We start from the raw sequence: 19,672 nt of genomic DNA on the forward strand, positions 1-19,672 counted from the left end.
GGCGGTTAATCATGAGGAGTTACTGAGATGTTAATGGCCATCGGGGCAATTATTGCGGGTCTGGTGCTGCTGGTATGGAGTGCCGACAGGTTCGTGGAAGGCTCTGCAACCACCGCCAATCATTTCGGCATGCCGCCCCTGCTGATCGGTATGATCGTAGTCGGCTTTGGCACCTCGGCGCCAGAGATGGCAGTGTCCGCCCTGGCCGCATCCCAGGGCAATCCAGGGCTGGCGCTGGGCAATGCCTATGGTTCGAACATCACCAATATTGCGCTGATTCTCGGCATTACCGCGTTGTTGGCGCCGATCGCGGTGCATTCCCAGGTGATGCGCAAGGAACTGCCCATTCTGATTCTGGTGACCGTATTTGCCGGCTGGCAGCTCTGGGACGGCGAGCTGTCCCGCCTGGATGCCATTGGCCTGATCGTGGTTTTCATGGCGCTGCTTGGCTGGAGCATCTACCAGGGTATCAGGCAGCCCGGAGACACCATGGCCAGTGAGATGACCGATGAGCTTAACGCCCACGCCATGCCACTGCGCAAGGCAATACTGTGGCTGGTGGTTGGTCTGCTTCTGCTGATCGCCAGTTCCCGCATTCTGGTTTGGGGGGCGGTAGACCTGGCAACCGCATTCGGCATCAGTGATCTGGTCATCGGGCTGACCATCGTAGCGGTTGGCACATCCCTTCCCGAGCTGGCGTCATCGGTGATCGCGGCCCGCAAGGGCGAGCATGATCTGGCCCTTGGCAATATTCTGGGCTCCAATCTGTTCAACACCCTGGCGGTGGTAAGTATTGCCGGTTTGATAGCACCGATGCCGGTCGCGCCGGAGGTACTCGCCCGGGACTTCCCGATCATGGCAACGCTCACCCTGGTTCTGTTCGCAATGTGTTACGGGTTCCGTGGGCCGGGGCGTATCAACCGGTTTGAGGGTTCCGTCCTGCTGCTTGCCTTCGCGGCTTATACGGTGTATCTCTTGGGATTTTCTGGGGCGTAAGTTATGTCACTGGCAGCCTGGCTCACTTTCCTTGTCGCAGCTGTACTGATCAGCGTTTCCCCCGGTGCAGGGGCGATCAATACCATGAGTAATGGCATGCGTTACGGTGTTCGCCGTTCGTTACCGGCGATCATGGGGTTGCAGCTTGGTTTCGGAATCCAGATTCTCCTGGTGGGTGCCGGGCTGGGCGCCATCGTTGCCTCCTCGAACCTCGCCCTGTCGGTCATCAAGTGGCTGGGTGTTGCCTACCTGATCTGGCTGGGCATCTCCAAATGGCGCGAGCCGGTGATGGAATCGATGGAGGATGACCGCCAGCCGGTTAGTGGACAAAAGCGGTTCTGGAACGCGGTGTTCGTGAACCTGACCAACCCCAAGGCCACGGTTTTTCTGGTCGCCCTTTTCCCCCAGTTCCTGGTGGCTGATGCGCCCCATGGCCCTCAATTGATCACGATGGGGACCACACTGATTCTGGTGGATTGCCTGGTCATGCTTGGCTATGCCCTGCTCGCCAGCCAGCTGTTCCGGTTCATGACTACGGCCCGGCACCAGCAGCAGATGAACCGGGTGTTTGGCGGCCTGTTCGTCACCGCCGCCGTGGCACTGGCCAGCTTCAAGCGCAGCTAAGGTCTCGTTAACCCAGGATGCATTCCCGGCTCAGTTTCTGGCTTAGTGTCCGGCGCTGTCGCCTGAGCATATTGCCCCTGTCGTTGCTGTAGCCGGCGCGCAATCGGGACTGAATATGATCCAGCTTGCGCCGGTATCCTGCGCAGGTTTTCTTCAGCTTGGCGTCAGCCCGGTCTTGCCTGCTTTTTCCCGGCTCCGGCCTCTCGGAGGACGACAGCAGCTCATTCACTTCCTCTCGAATGCCAGAAATGCGCCTGCCCTGCCTGAGGTTTTCCGCCATCGGCACGGTGACAGGTTCCTGCAACTGAACCTGGCTGTGGGGAATTTCCCCGGGTGGATAATCGGAAAAGTGCGCTATGCCCCGGCTGTCTATCCAGGTGTAGACCTCAGCGTGGGCCGCTGCGGCAATCGAAAAGAATAAAATGAGGCTCGCCATGATCCTTGGCATACGATTCCACTCCCTGTGGGTCGGTAAATTGCCGGGGCAGTCTAACAAAAAGAATCATGAAGTTGGGGTCAGATGAAAACGGGGTCAGATGAAAAGTTCATCTGACCCCGTTTTCAGACCCGTTTCTCAGGTCCGGTCCAGGAGCTCGATCCAGTGCTGTACCGGCACCGGGGATTTGGTTTCGAGGTGCATCTGGCAACCGATGTTGGCGGTTACGATGCGATCGGGGTTATCGATGGTCAGGGCCTTGAGCTTGTTGCCAAGCAGCTTCTGGCTCATCTCCGGCTGGGTGACCGAGTAGGTTCCCGCAGAGCCGCAGCACAGGTGCTTGTCCCTGGTGGCTGCCAGGTTGATCCCGGCCCTGGTCAGCACCTGCTCGACCACGCCGCTCTGCTTCATGGCGTGTTGCAGGGTGCAGGGGCAGTGGAAGGCCACCTTGCCCGGGTTGCCTTGCAACTTGAGCTTTTCCAGGTCCTGTTTCAGCAGGAAGGCACCCAGGTCGATACAAAGCTCACTGACCTTCTGCGCCTTGGCAGCATAGACCGGATCGTCCTTCAGCAGGTGACCGTAGTCCTGAACCATGGCACCGCAGCCGGACGCGGTCATGATAATCGCTTCGGCACCGGCATCAATGGCGGGCCACCAGGCATCAATATTCTGACGCATTCTTTCCAGGCCCTTCTCGTGCTCGGAAAGATGGTAATTGACCGCGCCGCAACAGCCGGCTTCAGGTGCTTCGACCATGGTGATGCCGAGCCGGTCCAGTACCCGTGCGGCGGCTGCGTTGGTATTGGGTGTGGCGGAAGGCTGCACGCAACCGGCCAGTGCCAGTACGATCCGGCTGTGGCTGGCGGCCGGCCAAGGGCTCGCCTGTTTTCTGGGCGGCACCTTGGTGCGCAGTTTTTCCGGCAGCACCGGGCGGAATATCTGCCCCATTCGGAGCAGTAAGCCGAACAACTGGCTGTTCGGAATCACCCGGGCCAGGGCCCAGCGCAGCCATTTGTCTTTCGGTTTGCGGGGCAGCTCCTGATCGATCAGGCCGCGACTGATGTCCACCAGCCGGCCATACTGGACCCCGGAAGGACAGGTGGTCTCGCAGCTGCGACAAGTCAGGCAGCGATCCAGATGCTCCCGGGTTTTCTCGGTCACTTCTGCTCCTTCCAGGAACATTTTCATCAGGTAGATCCGGCCCCGGGGGCCATCACGCTCGTCGTTCAGTTCCTGATAGGTCGGGCAGGTTGCAGTACAGAAACCACAATGCACACAGGCCCGCAGGATGGACTCGGCTTCCTGGCCTTCCTTGGTGTTGGCAAATTGTTGAACCAGATTCGTTTGCATAATTACAACCAGCTGTATAAACGACCGGGATTGAAGATGTTATCCGGATCGAAGGCATTTTTGAGTCGACGCTGAATAGCCTTCAGAGCGTCCGGCTGGTGGTGCATCACCTCGCCGCTGCGATCACCTCCCCGGAACAGGCTGACCTGGCCCCCGGCAGCGCGGGCGGCGGGTTCAAGATCCTTCAGCTCACCGGCACCCCGGAACCAGCGCTGGGAACCTGCCCAGTCGATGAACCAGTTGCCTTCCAGCTTCGGCGTAGCCGCCGTTGACCCCACAGAGAAGCGCCACAGGGGCACGTCATTACCGGCAAAAAATTCATGCTGCATGTCCTGCACCTGTTGCCAGAACTGGTCGCCCTGCTCCATCACCTCACCGGACCACTTTCCGGCGGTCGCTTCGACCGCGGATTTTGCTCCGGATAGGCGCAGGTACACCTTGCCATCCACCCAGCAGGCGGCGGTAATGGGTTTGGGCTCGGCGGCGCGGCTGTTCATGTAATGAATCACCTCGTCCATGCCCATGTCCTGCACCAGGGTCAGCGAGGCAGCTGGTTTTGGCATCACTTTCATGCTGATTTCAGTGATGAGACCCAGGGTGCCCAAGGCGCCAGCATGAAGGCGTGATACATCATAGCCTGCCACGTTTTTCATCACCTGGCCGCCAAAGCGAAGGTGTTCGCCCTTGCCATTGAGCAGCCGTATACCCAGCACCTGGTCCCTCACCGAGCCAGCCCATGGGCGTCCCGGCCCAGAAAGGTTACAGGCCAGGGTGCCGCCGATGGTCGAAGCTGCGCCAAAATGCGGCGGCTCGAAATGCAGGCACTGGCCCTGTTCGGCGAGAGTGGCCTCGATTTCGCTCAGCGAAGTTCCGGCCCGCACGGTCAGCACCAGCTCCACCGGGTGATACTCCACGATACCAGTATGCTCGCCCACGTTGAGGGTTGCGGCATCCGGCGCGGCATCACGGCCCATGAAGGCCTTGCTGTCACCGCCGACAATGTTGAGTTTGTGCCCGCTGTCCCGGGCCTGGAGCACCTGCTCTTTCAGTTGTTGGTAACTATCAGCCATGGGCGGCTTCCGTATGGTCATGCGTGTGTAATTTGTGTTCAAGGGAGCGGTATTCCTGGCAGAACTTCAGCGCAGGCACGCCCTTGCCCGGGTTGAGAATGCCGGCGGGGTCGAAGGCCGCTTTCACGTCGTGAAACTGCTGCAGCTCCTCGTCGTTGAACTGCACGGCCATCTGGCGGATTTTCTCCACGCCAACGCCATGCTCACCGGTAATGCAGCCCCCCACTTCCACACACATTTCCAGGATGCGTGACCCGAAGGCCTCGGTGCGCTCGAATTCGCCGGGCACGTTGGCATCAAACAGGATCAGCGGGTGCAGGTTACCGTCGCCGGCGTGGAACACGTTGGCCACACGCAGGCCAAATTCCTCGGACATCTTCTCCATTTCCGTGAGAACGTGGGCGATCTCACGACGGGGAATAGTGCCGTCCATGCAGTAATAGTCCGGCGAGATCCGGCCCACCGCCGGAAACGCAGACTTGCGCCCTTTCCACAAAAGCGCTCGCTCTTCCTCGCTCTGGGACGTACGCACCGACGTTGCTCCGAGCTTGCGGAACACTTCCTCGGCCTGGGCAATGTGCTCATGCACCTCTTCCTCGGTACCATCCACTTCGCACAGGAGCAGCGCCTTGGCATCCCGCGGATAGCCGGCCTGGGCGAAGTCATCCGCCGCGACAATCGCGTGGCCGTCCATCATTTCCAGACCACCGGGGATGATGCCGTGGGCAATGATGCCACCCACGGCGTCCCCGCCTTTCTGGACATCATCAAAACCCGCCATGACCACCCGGGCCACTTCCGGCTTGGGCAGAAGCTTTACCTTCACTTCGGTTACCACACCGAGCAGGCCCTCCGAGCCTGTCAGCAGCGCCAGCAGATCCATGCCGCAGCTGTCCAGCCCGTCGCTGCCCACATTAACCACATCACCCTCAGCAGTGACCATTTCAACGCTGAGGATGTTGTGAACGGTCAGACCGTACTTGAGGCAGTGCACGCCACCGGAATTCTCCGCCACATTGCCACCGATGGTGCAGGCAATCTGGGAGGAGGGGTCCGGGCCGTAGTACAGGCCGTACTGGGCCGCCTCTTCGCTGATAGCGAGGTTGCGCACCCCGGGCTGAAGCCGCGCCGTTCGTGCCAACGGATCAATCTTGATGATGCGATTGAACTTGGCCAGCGACAGAACAACGCCCTCTTTATTGGGCATGGCACCGGCACTGAGTCCGGTTCCGGCACCACGGGCCACTACAGGTACTGCATTCTCGTTGCAGATGCGCATGACCCGCTGCACCTGCTCGACGGTCTCTGGCAGAACCACCAGCAACGGCATCTCGCAATACATGGACATGCCGTCGCATTCGTAGGGCTTCATGGTCTCGTCATCGGTGATGACGTAGTCCGGGTCAATGAACGCCCGGAACTGTTCCGCCAGCTCGACTTTGCTGACTTTCGGCTTGGTAGTCATAGCATTCTCTGGGTTTGAATTACGTCAGGTGTGACAGTCATCAACCGCGTTTTGTTTCAACGTTTCTTTTCAAAATGGTCGATGCCAGCCTGGGCACAGTCCATATCCTGCTGGGGGGTACCGGAACTGATTCCGATACCGCCCACCACTTCACCGTCAACAATCACCGGCAGGCCACCACCCACGGAACTGATGCGCCCGCCCACTTCGGTGTGAATACCGAAGGCCAGGCTTCCGGGCACATTCACCTTGTTGTAGTCGTGGGTCGCCTTCTTGGCCGCGGCGGCCGTAAAAGCCTTGTCCTGGGCGATGGTTACGCTGGTTATCTTGCCGCCATCCATACGCTCGAAAGCGACCAGGTTGCCGGATTCATCAACGATGGCAATGCACATGGGCACGCCGATCTCACGCGCCTTCTCGGCGGCGCCTTCGATGAGAATCCTTGCCTCAGCCAGATCCAGCCGGTTGATTGTCAACATAACAATTTACTCCTCTGTTTTAGCCGTAAACGAGATTGGGCAGCCAGGTTACAACACTCGGTATCAGTATGCAGATGAACAGCCCGAATGCCTGGATAGCCAGGAACACCAGGGAAGACTTGAAAATCGTTCCCATGCTGATCTCCGGCGGGCAAACACCGCGAATGTAGAACAGGGCATAACCAAAAGGCGGGCTCAGGAACGACATCTGCATGTTCACCAGGTAGAGCACACCGAACCAGAGCACCACATCCTCACCCGGAACCGCCGGGAAGCCTAGCAAGCCCGGGAAAGACAGGCTCTCGACGATGGGAATGAAAATGGGCACCGCCAGCAGCAGGATACCCACCCAGTCAAGGAACATACCCAGCACCACCAGCAGCACCATCAACAGGAACAGCACGCTGTAGGCTGAGAGGCCAATACCCAGGATGGATTCCGTGATGAAGTCCTGGCCACCCTGCAGGATGTAGAAACCTACGAACACCGAGGCCCCGAACATGATCCACAGAACCATGGCGGAGGCCTTGGCGGTGGTCACTGAAGCGTCACGCAGGGTTGCGATGGAGAACACCTTGTGCTTCATGGCCACCAGAATGGCGCCGAAGGAGCCGATACCGGCCGCTTCCACCGGCGTAGCGACGCCACCGAACAGCAGGCCGAGCACCAGGAACACCAGAATCAGCGGCGCAATCAGGTCCTTCAGAAGCAACATCTTGTCTTTGAAGCCGATGCGCTCCTCCTCCGGTACCGGTGGTCCCAGCTTGGGGTTCAGCCAGGAACGAAAGCCCACATAGAGCACGTAAAGACTGGAGAGCAGGATGCCGGGAATTACCGATCCCAGATAGAGTTCACCGACCGACTGCTGGGCAACCACGGCATAAAGGATGGCCAGGATCGAGGGCGGGATCAGGATGCCCAGGGTACCGCCGGCCATGATCGACCCGAGGGCGATCTTGTGGTCGTAACCCCGCTTGAGCATCGCGGGCAGTGCGATGATGCCCATGGTGACCACGGCCGCACCGATAACACCCACCATGGCTGCAAGGATAGTCGAGGCAATGATGGTGGCAATGGCCAGACCACCACCGAGGCCACCCATCCACTTGTAGACCACGTTGAACATCTCTTCGATCAGCCCGGCCCGCTCAAGCATGGATGCCATGAAGATGAACAGGGGTATCGCCGCCAGATCCGAGTTGGTCATCATCGGGAAAATACGGCTGGGAATGATATTCAGCATGAGCGAATCGCCCACGAGATAGACGAAGGCCACCCCGAGACCACCGGTCACGAAGGCCAGCGGCAGGCCCATCATCAGAGCCACCAGCAGCGAGCCGAACATCAGGTAGGTCAGCGTACTGATCTTGATGCCCGCCAGACTCCCGGCAAGCTTGAACAGGAAATGCTCGTCGCTGAACGGGTCGTAGAACAGAATGTTGATGATCTCCACCAACATGATAAACGCCAGAACGGCCGTGGCGATGATCATCAACCAGGTGCCCAGCTTGCCGGTGATATTACCGGTATTTTGGGTATTCACAGTGCCTGAACTCATGCTTTCTGCTCCCGGCCAAGATGGATAAACAGCGCGATGTCTTTAATCAATTTGGACATCCCTGCCAACAGAATCAGAACCGAACCCAGCAGCATCATGCCTTTCACCGGCCAGTACTGGATGCCCCAGGTTTCAACGGTTCGTTCATCCATCGAGTAGGAGTTCTGGAAAAACGTCCAGGACGTGATCACCAGTGCGAAGGCAAACATGAAGAAGAACATGGAGGTGAAGATATCCATGCCAATCCGGCCTCGCACCGGCAGGAAGTTGTACACCACATCCACACGAACGTGCGCGCCATGCAGCAGGGCAAACGCCCCCGCCAACAGGTATTGCATACCGAACAGCAGGAAGCTGGCCTCATGCACCCAGATCGTGGGCTGGTTGAAAAGGTAACGCATGATCACTTCGAAGAAGTAGAACACCACGGCGTTTACCGTCCAGAAGGAAATGAAAATGCCGGATTTCTCGCTGATCCAGTCCACAGCCATGGTGAACCAGTTCACCTCATGGCTGTAATCAATTTTCTGCTGCAGCTCATCCTCTATTTGCTTGAGCTTCGCATTGGCCTCAGCGTTCTTGTCAGCTGCCTGCACGCCGCGGCCGGTCGCCCACCGGTCCCAAGCCATCATCAACAGCGGCATGATGGCCAGCCAGCCCCAATAGAACCAGTGGGGCATCACGAAGCCGAATTCACTCAAATCAGACATGTTGTTACCACCTGAATCGCGGCGCGGGGAAGGGAGAAAGCGCTTACTGCGTAGCGCTCCCTGCCCTTCCCCGCTTATTGTTTATTGTTGATATGAAGGCTTACAGGCCCTTGATGTCTTCCTCGTCGATGTAACCGACGGTTTCGTTCATCATGTATTCCAGTTGCAGATCCAGAACCCTCTTGGCGTCTGGGTCCTTGTTGGCCCAGTTGAACCAGATGGGAATGGCCGCTTTCCGGAATTCCACCAGATCCGACTGGCTCAGGCGGGTGACCACATCGCCGTCAGCCTTGAACTTCTCCATCGCTTCAATGTTGCGCTTCTGGATGGTGAGGTAATGGCGCTGGGAATAGTTACGTACTTCTTCCTCAACAAGCTTCTGGAGTTTCGGGTCCAGCGCATTCCAGGCCCGCAGGTTCACGGTCAGGTCCATCAGATCCACTGGTTGGTAGATAGACATAACCCCTGGAGGTCCGAACATGATGTAGTCAGTCACCTGGGAGAAGCCCAGTTCGTAGTTCACCGCCGGGCCAACGTAGTCAGCCGCATCAATGGTGCCTTTCTCCAGCGCCGGGAAAATGTCCGAGCCCGGCAGGCTCACGGTGGACACACCGAACTGCTGGAACACTTCCGCCACCATGCCGCCTGGCACACGCATTTTCAGGCCTTTAAGGTCTTCAAGGCTGTTGATCGGCTTTTTGGAGTGGATAATGTTGGCATCGTGCTGGATCGGTCCAACGTAGAACAGACCGTATTTCTTGTAGATGTCCCGCGCCACCTCCAGCATGCCCATGGAATAGAACATGGTATCCCACTGGTGAGGCTGGTCGGGACCGGCCGGGTAGGATGACAGGAAGACTGTCGCGGGAATCTTGCCGGACCAGTAAAGGGTAAACGGGTTCATGCCCTGCAGAACGCCGTTACGGACCGCCTCGAACAGTGCGTTATTGTCGGCTGCAACCGACTTGGCCGGGAACGGCTTGATGATCAGCTCGCCGCCGGATTTTTCCTTCATGCTGTTGGCCCATTCTTCGAACAGGTCGTAGCCTACTGTGCCCGCATCCCATACCGACTGGATCTTCCAGGTGGTTGCCGCCTGGGCCTGGCCTGCACCCATCAGCATCGCGCCGGCGAAGGCTGCGCCTACCGCCGCTGTCTTGAGGAAACTTCTGCGAGGTGGAGTCTCGCCTGTGTCACATAAATTCCGGATGTTATTCTTCGAATTCATCGAAACGTCTCCGTTGGCATTGTTGTTATGAGCGTCATAGCAACACCGGCGCTCGCCGGCATTACACTGATATTCGTAGGCAAACGGGATTTAGTCCAGTTTCAAGACCACTGGTCTGACCAGTTTTTGAAGTATCAAAAATGGACGAAATACTCGGAATCGGCCATATTTAACGGGCTCGGACGCGTAACGGTTGGCAGATTATCCAACAACAATCAGAACCACTGACTGGTCAGACCACAGAGCATACACAGGCACCCAAATGGCAATCTCCCAGGAAATCTCATACCGGCTGGAACGGCTAATCCTTGATGGCGGGCTCGCTCCGGAGCAAAAGATACCCTCCGAACGGCAACTGGCAGCGCGGCTGGGCGTTTCCCGGGCGGTCATTCGCGAAGCCCTGCATGAACTTCAAGGTCGGGGGGTCATCGAGACCCGTCATGGCAAAGGATCGTTCGTGTCCAGCATGGTGCCCGGCTCCAACGACATTGCAGAACAGGGCCCACTCATGCACCTGTTCGAGGGCCACCCCCGGACCCTGTTCGATCTTCTCGAGGTACGGGAGCAGCTCGAGGGCCAGGCCGCCTGCCTGGCTGCGCAGCGGGCCACCCGGCTCGACCGGCACCGGATCACCAAGGCATTCCGGGCTCTGGAAGAGACCGATCCCCTGAGCAACGCCCGGCCAGATCACGGGTTTCACCTGGCGATCGTGGAAGCTTCTCACAACCCGATTCTGGTACACGTACTCAACAGCCTGAAAAAGATGATGCTGTTGACCGTCCAGGCGTCGGTTGCCAACCTGAACCCGCGGGAGGAGATGCGTAAGAAAATTGTCCGCCAGCACCGGCAGTTATATGAAGCGGTGATTTCTGGCAAGGCCGCCAGCGCCCAGAAAGCGGCCATGGCCCATGTGCGGTTTGTCAGCGAAGCCATGCGGGAAATGGAAAAGGAAGGCAGTACCCTCATCCGCCTGCCCCTCGGGGCCGAGGCCGGATCCCAGTATCCACAGGCCATGGCCTGAAGATGCCAAAAAACTTGCTTTGATCACTCATTTGCCCACAATGATGTGCAGCGAACGGCTGTAAATTGCGGTAAAACACCCTCCTCAGGGTATTGATTTCCGAATACACAGTCCGTAAAACATGCGCCTTTGAATTTCAGCTTCGGGAGTCACCCATGGCGGACCAAGCGCCTTTGATCTGCAGGGACGTACACAAGACCTTTGATCAACTTGAGGTTCTCAAGGGTATTTCACTGGAGACCCGCAAAGGCGACGTGGTTTCCCTGATCGGAAGCTCCGGCTCCGGCAAGAGTACCTTCCTGCGTTGCATTAACCTTCTGGAAACGCCCACCTCCGGCGACATTATCGTGCACGGCGACCCAATCCGGTTCACCACCAACCGCAAGGGCGAGCGCATCCCGGAAGACAACAAACAGGTTGAGCTGATCCGGGCCAAGCTGTCCATGGTGTTTCAAAGCTTCAACCTCTGGTCCCACATGACCGTGCTCGAGAACATCATCGAGGCCCCGGTCCATGTCCTCAAGGTGCCGAAAAAGGAAGCCATTGAACGCGCCGAAGCCTACCTGAACAAGGTCGGCATCTACGAGCGAAAGGACTACTACCCGGCGCAGATGTCCGGCGGCCAGCAGCAGCGCGCCGCCATTGCCCGCGCCCTGGCCATGGAACCGGAAGTGATGCTGTTCGACGAACCCACCTCGGCCCTCGACCCGGAGCTGGTGGGCGAGGTTTTGAAGGTCATGCAGGGCCTGGCCGAAGAAGGCCGCACCATGATAGTGGTGACCCACGAGATGGCGTTTGCCCGGGATGTGTCCAGTCAGGTCCTGTTCTTGCATCAGGGCGTGATCGAGGAGCAGGGAACGCCCGATAAGGTGTTTGACCACCCCGATTCGGAACGCATGAAGCAGTTCCTGGCTCCCAACTTCTGACACTCGGTGCTATCTTGAACCGGTGTGGACAGGAAAATGTCGGATAAACCAATATCCACAGAAAAATAAAGCCCACAAGGCAAACAACTGGAGAAGTGACACATGAAGAAACTGATTGTTGCAGCAAGCTGCGTCCTCGCCCTGATCGCCGGCGCCGCGCACGCCCAGGAGCGCAACCTGCGCATTGCGTTCGACGTGCCCTACGAGCCATTTGAATACAAGGCCGATAACGGTGAACTGACCGGTTTTGAAGTCGAACTGGCCGAAGCCATGTGTAAGGAAATGAAGGCAAACTGCGAATTCGTCATCCAGGCATGGGACGGCATGATTCCGGGCCTGCTGGCGCGCAAGTTTGATCTGATCATGTCCTCCATGTCCATTACCGACGAGCGCGCGGAGCGTGTTCTGTTCTCCGAGCCGTACTACAACACTCCGGGTGGCTGGTTCGCCCGTGACGGCTTCAGCACCGACGTGACCGACATGGACGCGATGAAAGGCAAAGTGGTAGGCGTTCAGCGTGGCACCACCATGGACACCTACGTTACTGAAAACATGGGCGGCATTGTCACCATCAAACGTTATACCACCGCGGACGACATGGTACTGGACCTTGAGGGCGAGCGCCTGGACGTGGTCTTCGTGGACTATCCGGTCGGCGAGCAGACCATCCTGACCAAAGAGGGTTTCCAGGAAGTGGGTGAGCAAGTGAAGCTCGGCCAGGGTGTCGGTGTTGCCATGCGCAAGCGTGATACCGATCTGGCCAAGGACGTCAACGCAGCCCTGGCGACGCTGAAAGAAAACGGCACCTACGACGAGATCATGAAGAAGTACTTCAATTACGACATCAAGATGTAACTCCCTGCTCAGGGGCGGCCTTTCGGGGCCGCTCCTGATTACCGGACCTTCGATTACCGGGCACTCCCATGATTGATCTGAAAGGCTATGGACCGGAACTGCTGGACGGGGCGGTGGTCACCCTCGAACTTGCGCTTCTCTCCCTGGTTCTTGCATTGGCCCTTGGCCTGATAGGCGCGTCTGCCAAACTTTCCGGCAACCGCCTGGCCACTGGCATTGCCACCACCTACACCACACTGATCCGGGGTGTTCCCGACCTGGTGATGATGATGCTGTTCTATTACGGCGGCCAGATGGTTGTTAACATGATTTCGGATTTCCTCTGGGCCCAGTATGGTATCGACTTTTTCTTTCAGTTTGATCCCTTTCTCTCAGGCACCATCACGATCGGGCTGATCTATGGCGCCTACATGACAGAAACTTTCCGGGGGGCTTTCCTGGCGGTGGATTCCGGCCAGATAGAAGCAGCCCGGGCCTACGGTTTTACCCGGATGCACACTTTCCGCCGCATCATGGTTCCACAGATGATGCGCCATGCCCTTCCCGGCATCGGCAATAACTGGCAGGTGCTGCTCAAAACCACGGCCCTGGTCTCCATTATCGGCCTGACCGACATGGTGCGCGTGGCCGAGGAGGCCGCCAAGGCCGAGCGCATGCCGTTTCATTTTTTCATCCCGGTGGCGTTTGTCTATCTTTCGCTGACAGCCATTTCCGAGCTGTTTATCAAGTGGCTCGACAAACGCGCCAATGTCGGCGTGGTCCAGGAGGGGTAAGGAATGCCTGAATTTATCCCTGACTTTATTATCCAGTGGCTGAACCAGAACGAAATATTCACCGCCATGACCCTTATGGAATACTGGAAGGGCCTGGTGAACACGGTTCAACTGGTGTTCCTGTCGCTGATTATCGGCCTGTTCTGTGCAGTGCCACTGGCCGTTCTTCGTACGATGAAAAACCCGTTCATCTCCGGCCCCGTGTGGCTGTATACCTATCTGTTCCGCGGCACGCCGCTGCTGATTCAGCTCTACATCATCTATTACGGCATTGCCCAGATTCCTGGCATCCAGGACACCTTCTGGTGGGAAATCTTCCGGGAACCCTTCTACCCGGCCCTGCTGGCCTTTGTTCTGAACACCGCCGCCTACACCACGGAGATCATCCGGGGGGCAATTGTCTCGACACCCCACGGAGAGATTGAGGCCGCCAAGGCCTATGGCATGAACTGGTTCATGCGGATGCGGCGTATCGTGCTGCCCAGTGCCGCCCGGCGGGCGGTTCAGGCGTATTCCAACGAAGTGATTTTCATGCTGCACTCCAGTGCCATCGCCAGTGTGGTTACCATCGTTGACCTCACCGGGGCGGCAAGGAACATCTATTCGCGGTTCTATGCGCCATTTGACGCCTTCATCTTCGTGGCGCTGTGCTACATGGTGCTGACCTTTATACTGGTGTTTGTGTTCCGCAAACTGGAAAACCATTTGCTGAAGCACCAGAGGCCGGTTACCTCCTGATTCGGACTTCGGTGCCCGGGCAGGCAGGGTATTGCCTCCCGGGAGACGCTACAAGCACGTCCATGTGCGCTTGACTGAAGCCATCCATGGCTTCAGACACTCCCGGGAGGCAATACCCTGCCCGCCCCCAGACATTGCTCGGGGATTCTATGCAGGTGCGATACGACCTTTTCGGAACATCATTTGACTGGCTGTCTCACACCCTCGACAACGCCGGCTTGGACCTTCCGGAAGCCCAAACCCATCTTCCGGATGGAACCGGCATATGCCGCAAAGCCGTCGGGGTTCTGGACATCGTTCCGCCCGCCGGCCGTGATAACCCGAACAATGACGCCATCATTGTCTCTGCAGGCGTGCACGGCAATGAGACCGCGCCGATTGAGGTGCTGAATGGCCTGGTCTCCGAACTGCTCGCCGGAGAGTGGCAAGCCGCCTGCCCGTTGCTGCTGATTCTGGGTAACCCACCGGCGATGGTCGCCGGGGAGCGATTTACCGAGGTAAACCTGAACCGGCTGTTCAGTGGCGCCCACGGGCGAGACGAGTATGACGGGCTCGCGGAAGCAGCCCGGGCGCGATTCCTCGAAGAGGTTTGCGGGCAGTTTGCCGCCGCCAACCCGGGGCCTTTATCCCATTACGATCTGCACACGGCTATCCGGCCTTCCCATCGGGAGCGGTTTGCGCTCTATCCCTTTGTCGCCGGCCGGCAGGTTCCCGCAGAGCAGTGTGATTTCCTGCTGGAGGCAGAGGTAGACACCCTGCTGCTTCAGCACAAATTCGGCACGACCTTTTCCTCGTTTTCCTCGTCTTCGCTGAACGCGGAGAGCTTTACCGTGGAGCTGGGCAAGGTGCGCCCCTTCGGGCAGAACGATCTGACGCGCTTTGCCGGTATCCGGAACGCCTTGCAACGTCGCTTCCGGGGCCGGCGTGCACCGGCGCGAAAGCCGCCGTTCGACCAGCTGACGGTATTCGAAGTCGTCCATGAGATTCTCAATACCGGCAAGGACTTCCGGTTCCACATCCCCGACGATGTGGCCAACTTCACCGAATACCGGCCCGGCACCGTGATCTGGGAAGACGAAGACACCTGCTACCGGGTAGGGTCTGCGCCTGAAGCCATTGTGTTTCCCAACCGGGATGTTCCGGTGGGCCAGCGGGTTGGCCTGATGATCCGTGCGAAGAAATTGGGGTCAGATGAAAATGGGGTCAGATGAAAAGTTCATCTGACCCCATTTTCATCTGACCCCGTTTTCAGGTTTCCACTTCATGCCGGTGCGTTCGCCGGCTCCGGCACCTTCTCGCGAATCACCTGAACACACACCGCCGGGATCACCAGCAGGGTCAGCGCGGTGGACGCCAGCAGGCCGGAGATAATGGCCCAGGCCATCGGTGGCCAGAGTGTGGAGCTGGAGAACGCCAGGGGCAGCAAGCCGGCCACGGTGGTGGCGGTGGTCAGCAGGATCGGGCGGGTGCGCTGCTCCACTGCACTGCGCACGGCATCCCGAATCGTGCTTCCTTTTTCCAGCTCCCGGTCCATCACATCCAGCAGTACGATGGCGTTGTTCACCACAATACCCACCAGGGCGATCACACCAAGCAACGACTGAAAGCCAAAGGGCGACCCGGACAGCACGAGCCCGGGGAAAATGCCAACGGTCGCCAGCGGTACTGTAAGCAATATGATTCCTACCCGGCGAAAGGAATTGAATTGCAGCAGCAGGAAGAACAACAGCAAAAGAATGCCAATGGGTGCCGCCGTCAGTATCGCGCCGTTGGCCTCACCGGAGCCTTCGGCATCGCCGCCCATCTCCAGGCGGGTGCCGGGCGGCAGGGGCGTTTTTTCAAGCGCAGCGTCAAGCCCGTCAAGGGCCTGGCTGAAGCTGTAGCCGGTTTCCAGGTTGGCGGTGACCGTATTCATGCGTACGCCGTCCCTCAGGTAGCGAACCGCTGGCTCCCAGGTGGTCTCCACGCTGGCAATCGCTGCCATCGGCACAGCATCGCCACGATCGTTGTAGATGTTGACGGACAGCAGGCGGGACAGGGATAGCGAGGTGCCTTCACGGGACCTGAGCACCAGGGGAATGGGGTCGTCTTCCTGCCGGTAACGCTCAGCGACAATGCCGAAGCTCTGGCCGTAGAGGCTGCGGGCAACGTCGGCCCGGGTCAGGCCGTAGCGGGCGGCGCTGGCGTCGTCCACGTTGATCGCGATGCTGGGCACGCCAATGTCCAGATCATGGCGGACATCCACCGTACCTTCAACGGCCCGCAGGATGCTGAACACCTGCTCGACCGCCCTGGCCCGGGCGTCCTCGCTGGCGTGATAGACGCGCACCACCACGGGAGCAGCCCTGGGTGGCCCCTGCCCCAGAACACCGACAGTCACATCCAGCTCCGGCATCTGCTCCTGCACATGGTCGCGGATCCAGCGGATCATCCCGGTGGTATCTTCCAGGGTGGACGTGGTCACCACCAGCCGGGCCCGGTTGGGCGCCTGGGGTGCCCGCTGGAGGTTGTAGTAGAAAGCAGGCCCGGTGTAGCCCACGAACCGGTGCACTTCCAGGGCATCGGGCCGGGTTCGAATTGCTTTCTCAAGCCTTGCCGTTGCTTCGGCGGTACGGGACTGATCGGTGCCCTCCGGCAAATACACTTCCACGATGACTCTGGGCCGATCGGCATTCGGAAAGAACTGCTGGGCCATGAACGGTGTCATGGCGAGACTGAGCGCCACCAACATGGCGCCGGTGATAATGATCCGGCCAGGATACCGGGCCACCAGGCCGCCCAGGTACCGGGCCAGGCCGATCAACCGGTCTGCGCCGGCATTGCGCCTCGGCTTGAGAAACTTCGCCGCCAGCAAGGGAACCGCGGAGATGGCCAGCAGGTAGCTCACTGAAAGCGTCAGCATGATCATCACCGGCACGCCCCGGGTAAAATCGGCAGCACCGCCCTTGGACATCAGCAGCGGCGCAAACGCCGCCAGCGTGGTTCCAGTGGACGCCCCAAGAGGGCCAGCCAGTTCACTGACCGCCGTGCGCAGCGCATCCAGCCGGCGCATGCCCTCATCCAGATGTCCCTGGATGTTCTCCACGATTACAATGGCGTTGTCGATCAGGATGCCCAGGGAAATCACCATGCCGATAACGGCAATCTGGTGCAGAACACCACCGCCGAGATCGTAGAGGCCGACGCTGATCAGGGCCACCATGGGCAGAATGGAGGCGACCAGCAGGCCCATGCGCAGTCCCATACCGGTGAACACCACTACCACAATAATCAGCACAGAGAACACCAGGCTCCAGGCCAGGCTGTCCAGCCTTTCCTCTACCTTGTCAGGCTGGAAGAACATTTCCCGGATGTCGTAGGGCTGGAAATCACTGCGAATCCGGTCCACTCGCTGCCGTACCCGCTCGCCAAACCGGATGGCATCGGTGGTACCCTCTTCCATCACTATTGAAACCAGCACCACCCGCTCACCATCAAACCAGGTTTCGGGCTGGCGGGGCTCCGCCGGGCCTCGCCAGACCTCGGCCGCTGCCGCAAGCGGTACCTGCGAACCATCGGGCAGTTCAATGGGCGTGGCCCGAATGGCATCGATATCGGCGAATTCGCTGTTGGGCAGCACCGACAACCGGCGACCGTTCACCACCACGAAGCCACCGGGAATGGTCTGATTGCGCATGGCCAGGGTATCCATCACCCGGGCCGGCGCAATTCCCAGGCGAAACAACGCGGCATCATCCAGAGCCACGGTGATCTGCTCGTCGGCATCGCCTTCCAGCTCAATCCGGGACACGCCGGGAATGTCCGACAGGTTCTGCTTGAGCCGCTCGGCCACTTCCGACAATTCTGTCACCGATGGTGAGCCAGCCACCGCCAGGACAATGGCGGGAATATTGATCAGGCGGTCATTGAGCACCATCCGGCCCACATCGTTCGGGAAATCCTGCTTTGCCCGATTCATGGCCTGGCGCACGCGATCCCAGGCCGGGTCTGTGTCGTAGATGGTGTCGTTCAGGCGCAGCCGGACGATGGCCACGCCGGTACGCGCGGTTGCCTGGGAGAAGTCCACTTCCTCCACCTGGCGGAGTTCGTCCACCAGCGGTTGCAGCACCAGCCGCTCCACCGCATCAGCGCTGGCGCCCGGGTAGCTAATGCTGATCAGCCCTGCCCGGTAGGGGAATGAGGGGTCTTCCTGGCGCGGCATGGTGATGTACGCGGCAACCCCCAGAAGGCAGAGCATGGTGACCACCATGCCCAGAAGACGCTGGCAGTTGAGCAGCCGGCGAGTCATCAGCGCACCTCCACGGCATCACCGTCTGCCAGCCGGGTCATGCCGGCGTAGACCACCTGATCCCCCGGGGCCAGTTCAGCGGAACTGACCACAACCCGCTCACCCACAACCCGGTCTACGATCACCGGAATCCGGTTGGCCAGGCTGTCACGAACCCGAAAAACACTCGTGCCATCGGCATGACGGACCACCGACAGCAGCGGAACCGTGATTTCCGCTTCGCGCACCGGCGTAATGCCCACCTCGACCGGCTCCCCCGGCTCCAGGGTGTTGGCCGGCACGCTCACCAGCACGGGATGCAGCTCGCCGCGAATGGCACCGGCCTGGGCAATCTCGACCACGGTTCCGGGTTGCGCCGGCAGGCTGCGATCCCGTGCCGACCAGACCGGCAGGCTCTGCGCCAGTTGTACCTGATCCAGCAGATACGCCGGCACCCGTACTTCCACCTCCCGGCCTTCCGGGGAAGACAGACGCATCACAGGCTGACCGGCGGCAACAAATTCATCCGGCTCCACCAGCAGGGCCTCGACCCGGCCGGAGAATGGCGCCTGCAGGGTACTTTCCGCCAGCATTTGCGTGGCCTCCGCCAGCGCCGCGCGGGCCGTGGCAACACTGGCACTCAGCGAATCGCGCTGGGCTGCCAGACGCTCAAGGGACTGTTCGGATACCATGCCACGCTCGTGCAACTGGCTGGAACGCTCCCACTCACGCTTTGCCTGCTCGTACCGGGTGGTCAGCTCCGCCAGCCTGGCCCTGGCAGAATCCCGTGCCGGCTCCAGGGCCGGATTGTAAACCCGGGCCAGGACCTCTCCGGCGTGAACCTGCTGACCCAGCTCCACCGCCCTTTCCTTCAGGGTGCCACTGACCTGAAAGGTCAGGGTTGCCCGCTGGGTGGCACGGACAATGCCGGAAAACCGCAGCGGCTGGTCCTGGCTTTCGCCACCGGTCACCTCGGACACGCGCACGGATACCGCCTCTCGGGCGGGCTCCGTCGACACGTCACTGGCTTTACAGCCAGCCAGGAGCAGTGCCAGGAACAGGAAGGAAACCAGGGTCATGGGCGTACGAAGTGGGTTCATGATTTATCCTTTCATCCATGCTCATAGTGTTGGCGAGGCCCGGTCCGTAGGCGCCCCGATGATTGTTATCGACATA

The 19,672-nt window shown here is 59.4% G+C and carries 18 protein-coding genes; 8 read left to right on the forward strand and 10 right to left on the reverse strand.

Annotation, left to right across the window (positions count from 1 at the left end; genetic code table 11):
* Positions 1-27 precede the first annotated feature (27 nt).
* Complete coding sequence (locus tag msub_RS12385) at positions 28-996, forward strand: calcium/sodium antiporter (RefSeq protein WP_048496301.1); 969 nt, start codon at positions 28-30, stop codon at positions 994-996.
* Between the two features lie 3 nt (positions 997-999).
* Complete coding sequence (rhtB, locus tag msub_RS12390) at positions 1,000-1,620, forward strand: homoserine/homoserine lactone efflux protein (RefSeq protein WP_048496302.1); 621 nt, start codon at positions 1,000-1,002, stop codon at positions 1,618-1,620.
* A gap of 7 nt (positions 1,621-1,627) precedes the next feature.
* On the opposite strand, the gene msub_RS12395 is transcribed toward rhtB, so the two are convergent.
* From msub_RS12395 to dctP, 8 genes are all read right to left on the reverse strand, one after another.
* Positions 1,628-2,056, reverse strand: a complete 429-nt coding sequence (locus msub_RS12395) for a DUF4124 domain-containing protein (RefSeq protein WP_227506719.1) — start codon at positions 2,054-2,056, stop codon at positions 1,628-1,630.
* 138 nt (positions 2,057-2,194) lie between these two features.
* On the reverse strand, positions 2,195-3,406 hold the full coding sequence (gene glcF / locus msub_RS12400) for a glycolate oxidase subunit GlcF (protein ID WP_048496304.1): 1,212 nt from the start codon (positions 3,404-3,406) through the stop codon (positions 2,195-2,197).
* Between the two features lie 2 nt (positions 3,407-3,408).
* Entirely contained in the window at positions 3,409-4,476 is a 1,068-nt protein-coding gene (gene glcE / locus msub_RS12405) for a glycolate oxidase subunit GlcE (RefSeq protein WP_048496305.1), read from the reverse strand.
* Positions 4,469-5,941, reverse strand: coding sequence for an FAD-linked oxidase C-terminal domain-containing protein (locus msub_RS12410; RefSeq protein ID WP_048496306.1), 1,473 nt, complete (start codon positions 5,939-5,941; stop codon positions 4,469-4,471). The genes glcE and msub_RS12410 overlap by 8 nt, the downstream gene beginning before the upstream one ends.
* A gap of 56 nt (positions 5,942-5,997) precedes the next feature.
* Entirely contained in the window at positions 5,998-6,420 is a 423-nt protein-coding gene (locus tag msub_RS12415) for a GlcG/HbpS family heme-binding protein (protein WP_048496307.1), read from the reverse strand.
* A 19-nt stretch (positions 6,421-6,439) separates the two neighbouring features.
* A complete protein-coding gene (locus msub_RS12420; protein ID WP_048496308.1) occupies positions 6,440-7,978 on the reverse strand; it encodes a TRAP transporter large permease in 1,539 nt (512 codons plus the stop codon).
* Positions 7,975-8,688, reverse strand: coding sequence for a TRAP transporter small permease subunit (locus msub_RS12425; RefSeq protein ID WP_048496309.1), 714 nt, complete (start codon positions 8,686-8,688; stop codon positions 7,975-7,977). Before msub_RS12425 ends, msub_RS12420 begins: the two co-directional genes overlap by 4 nt.
* A gap of 100 nt (positions 8,689-8,788) precedes the next feature.
* The gene (gene dctP, locus msub_RS12430) at positions 8,789-9,805 is read right to left on the reverse strand and encodes a TRAP transporter substrate-binding protein DctP (RefSeq protein ID WP_197083886.1); all 1,017 of its coding nucleotides are present in this window, start codon (positions 9,803-9,805) and stop codon (positions 8,789-8,791) included.
* A gap of 373 nt (positions 9,806-10,178) precedes the next feature.
* Between dctP and msub_RS12435 the strand changes: the two genes are divergently transcribed.
* From msub_RS12435 to msub_RS12460, 6 genes are all read left to right on the forward strand, one after another.
* The gene (locus msub_RS12435) at positions 10,179-10,937 is read left to right on the forward strand and encodes an FCD domain-containing protein (RefSeq protein WP_048496311.1); all 759 of its coding nucleotides are present in this window, start codon (positions 10,179-10,181) and stop codon (positions 10,935-10,937) included.
* Between the two features lie 155 nt (positions 10,938-11,092).
* Positions 11,093-11,863 carry an ABC transporter ATP-binding protein gene (locus msub_RS12440; protein WP_048496312.1) on the forward strand — a complete coding sequence of 257 codons (771 nt, stop codon included), beginning with the start codon at positions 11,093-11,095 and terminating at the stop codon, positions 11,861-11,863.
* Positions 11,864-11,965: 102 nt separating this feature from the next.
* On the forward strand, positions 11,966-12,718 hold the full coding sequence (locus msub_RS12445; RefSeq protein WP_048496313.1) for a transporter substrate-binding domain-containing protein: 753 nt from the start codon (positions 11,966-11,968) through the stop codon (positions 12,716-12,718).
* A gap of 68 nt (positions 12,719-12,786) precedes the next feature.
* Complete coding sequence (locus tag msub_RS12450) at positions 12,787-13,491, forward strand: ABC transporter permease (protein WP_048496314.1); 705 nt, start codon at positions 12,787-12,789, stop codon at positions 13,489-13,491.
* Between the two features lie 15 nt (positions 13,492-13,506).
* On the forward strand, positions 13,507-14,229 hold the full coding sequence (locus tag msub_RS12455; RefSeq protein ID WP_048497102.1) for an ABC transporter permease: 723 nt from the start codon (positions 13,507-13,509) through the stop codon (positions 14,227-14,229).
* 149 nt (positions 14,230-14,378) lie between these two features.
* Positions 14,379-15,440 (forward strand): succinylglutamate desuccinylase, encoded by a 1,062-nt coding sequence (locus tag msub_RS12460; protein ID WP_048496315.1) that lies wholly within the window; start codon positions 14,379-14,381, stop codon positions 15,438-15,440.
* Positions 15,441-15,490: 50 nt separating this feature from the next.
* Here the strand turns inward: msub_RS12460 and msub_RS12465 are convergent, their stop codons facing one another.
* Both msub_RS12465 and msub_RS12470 read right to left on the reverse strand, forming a co-directional pair.
* Complete coding sequence (locus msub_RS12465) at positions 15,491-18,517, reverse strand: efflux RND transporter permease subunit (protein ID WP_048496316.1); 3,027 nt, start codon at positions 18,515-18,517, stop codon at positions 15,491-15,493.
* A complete protein-coding gene (locus msub_RS12470; protein ID WP_048496317.1) occupies positions 18,517-19,596 on the reverse strand; it encodes an efflux RND transporter periplasmic adaptor subunit in 1,080 nt (359 codons plus the stop codon). Before msub_RS12470 ends, msub_RS12465 begins: the two co-directional genes overlap by 1 nt.
* Positions 19,597-19,672 lie beyond the last annotated feature (76 nt).

Source organism: Marinobacter subterrani (assembly GCF_001045555.1).
Taxonomy (GTDB): domain Bacteria; phylum Pseudomonadota; class Gammaproteobacteria; order Pseudomonadales; family Oleiphilaceae; genus Marinobacter; species Marinobacter subterrani.

Coding starts and splice junctions, on each gene's coding strand:
- msub_RS12385 (WP_048496301.1), top strand. CDS start 28: ATGTTAATGGCCATCGGGGCAATTATTGCGGGTCTGGTGCTGCTGGTA.
- rhtB (WP_048496302.1), top strand. CDS start 1,000: ATGTCACTGGCAGCCTGGCTCACTTTCCTTGTCGCAGCTGTACTGATC.
- msub_RS12395 (WP_227506719.1), bottom strand. CDS start 2,056: ATGGCGAGCCTCATTTTATTCTTTTCGATTGCCGCAGCGGCCCACGCT.
- glcF (WP_048496304.1), bottom strand. CDS start 3,406: ATGCAAACGAATCTGGTTCAACAATTTGCCAACACCAAGGAAGGCCAG.
- glcE (WP_048496305.1), bottom strand. CDS start 4,476: ATGGCTGATAGTTACCAACAACTGAAAGAGCAGGTGCTCCAGGCCCGG.
- msub_RS12410 (WP_048496306.1), bottom strand. CDS start 5,941: ATGACTACCAAGCCGAAAGTCAGCAAAGTCGAGCTGGCGGAACAGTTC.
- msub_RS12415 (WP_048496307.1), bottom strand. CDS start 6,420: ATGTTGACAATCAACCGGCTGGATCTGGCTGAGGCAAGGATTCTCATC.
- msub_RS12420 (WP_048496308.1), bottom strand. CDS start 7,978: ATGAGTTCAGGCACTGTGAATACCCAAAATACCGGTAATATCACCGGC.
- msub_RS12425 (WP_048496309.1), bottom strand. CDS start 8,688: ATGTCTGATTTGAGTGAATTCGGCTTCGTGATGCCCCACTGGTTCTAT.
- dctP (WP_197083886.1), bottom strand. CDS start 9,805: ATGGGTGCAGGCCAGGCCCAGGCGGCAACCACCTGGAAGATCCAGTCG.
- msub_RS12435 (WP_048496311.1), top strand. CDS start 10,179: ATGGCAATCTCCCAGGAAATCTCATACCGGCTGGAACGGCTAATCCTT.
- msub_RS12440 (WP_048496312.1), top strand. CDS start 11,093: ATGGCGGACCAAGCGCCTTTGATCTGCAGGGACGTACACAAGACCTTT.
- msub_RS12445 (WP_048496313.1), top strand. CDS start 11,966: ATGAAGAAACTGATTGTTGCAGCAAGCTGCGTCCTCGCCCTGATCGCC.
- msub_RS12450 (WP_048496314.1), top strand. CDS start 12,787: ATGATTGATCTGAAAGGCTATGGACCGGAACTGCTGGACGGGGCGGTG.
- msub_RS12460 (WP_048496315.1), top strand. CDS start 14,379: ATGCAGGTGCGATACGACCTTTTCGGAACATCATTTGACTGGCTGTCT.
- msub_RS12465 (WP_048496316.1), bottom strand. CDS start 18,517: ATGACTCGCCGGCTGCTCAACTGCCAGCGTCTTCTGGGCATGGTGGTC.
- msub_RS12470 (WP_048496317.1), bottom strand. CDS start 19,596: ATGAACCCACTTCGTACGCCCATGACCCTGGTTTCCTTCCTGTTCCTG.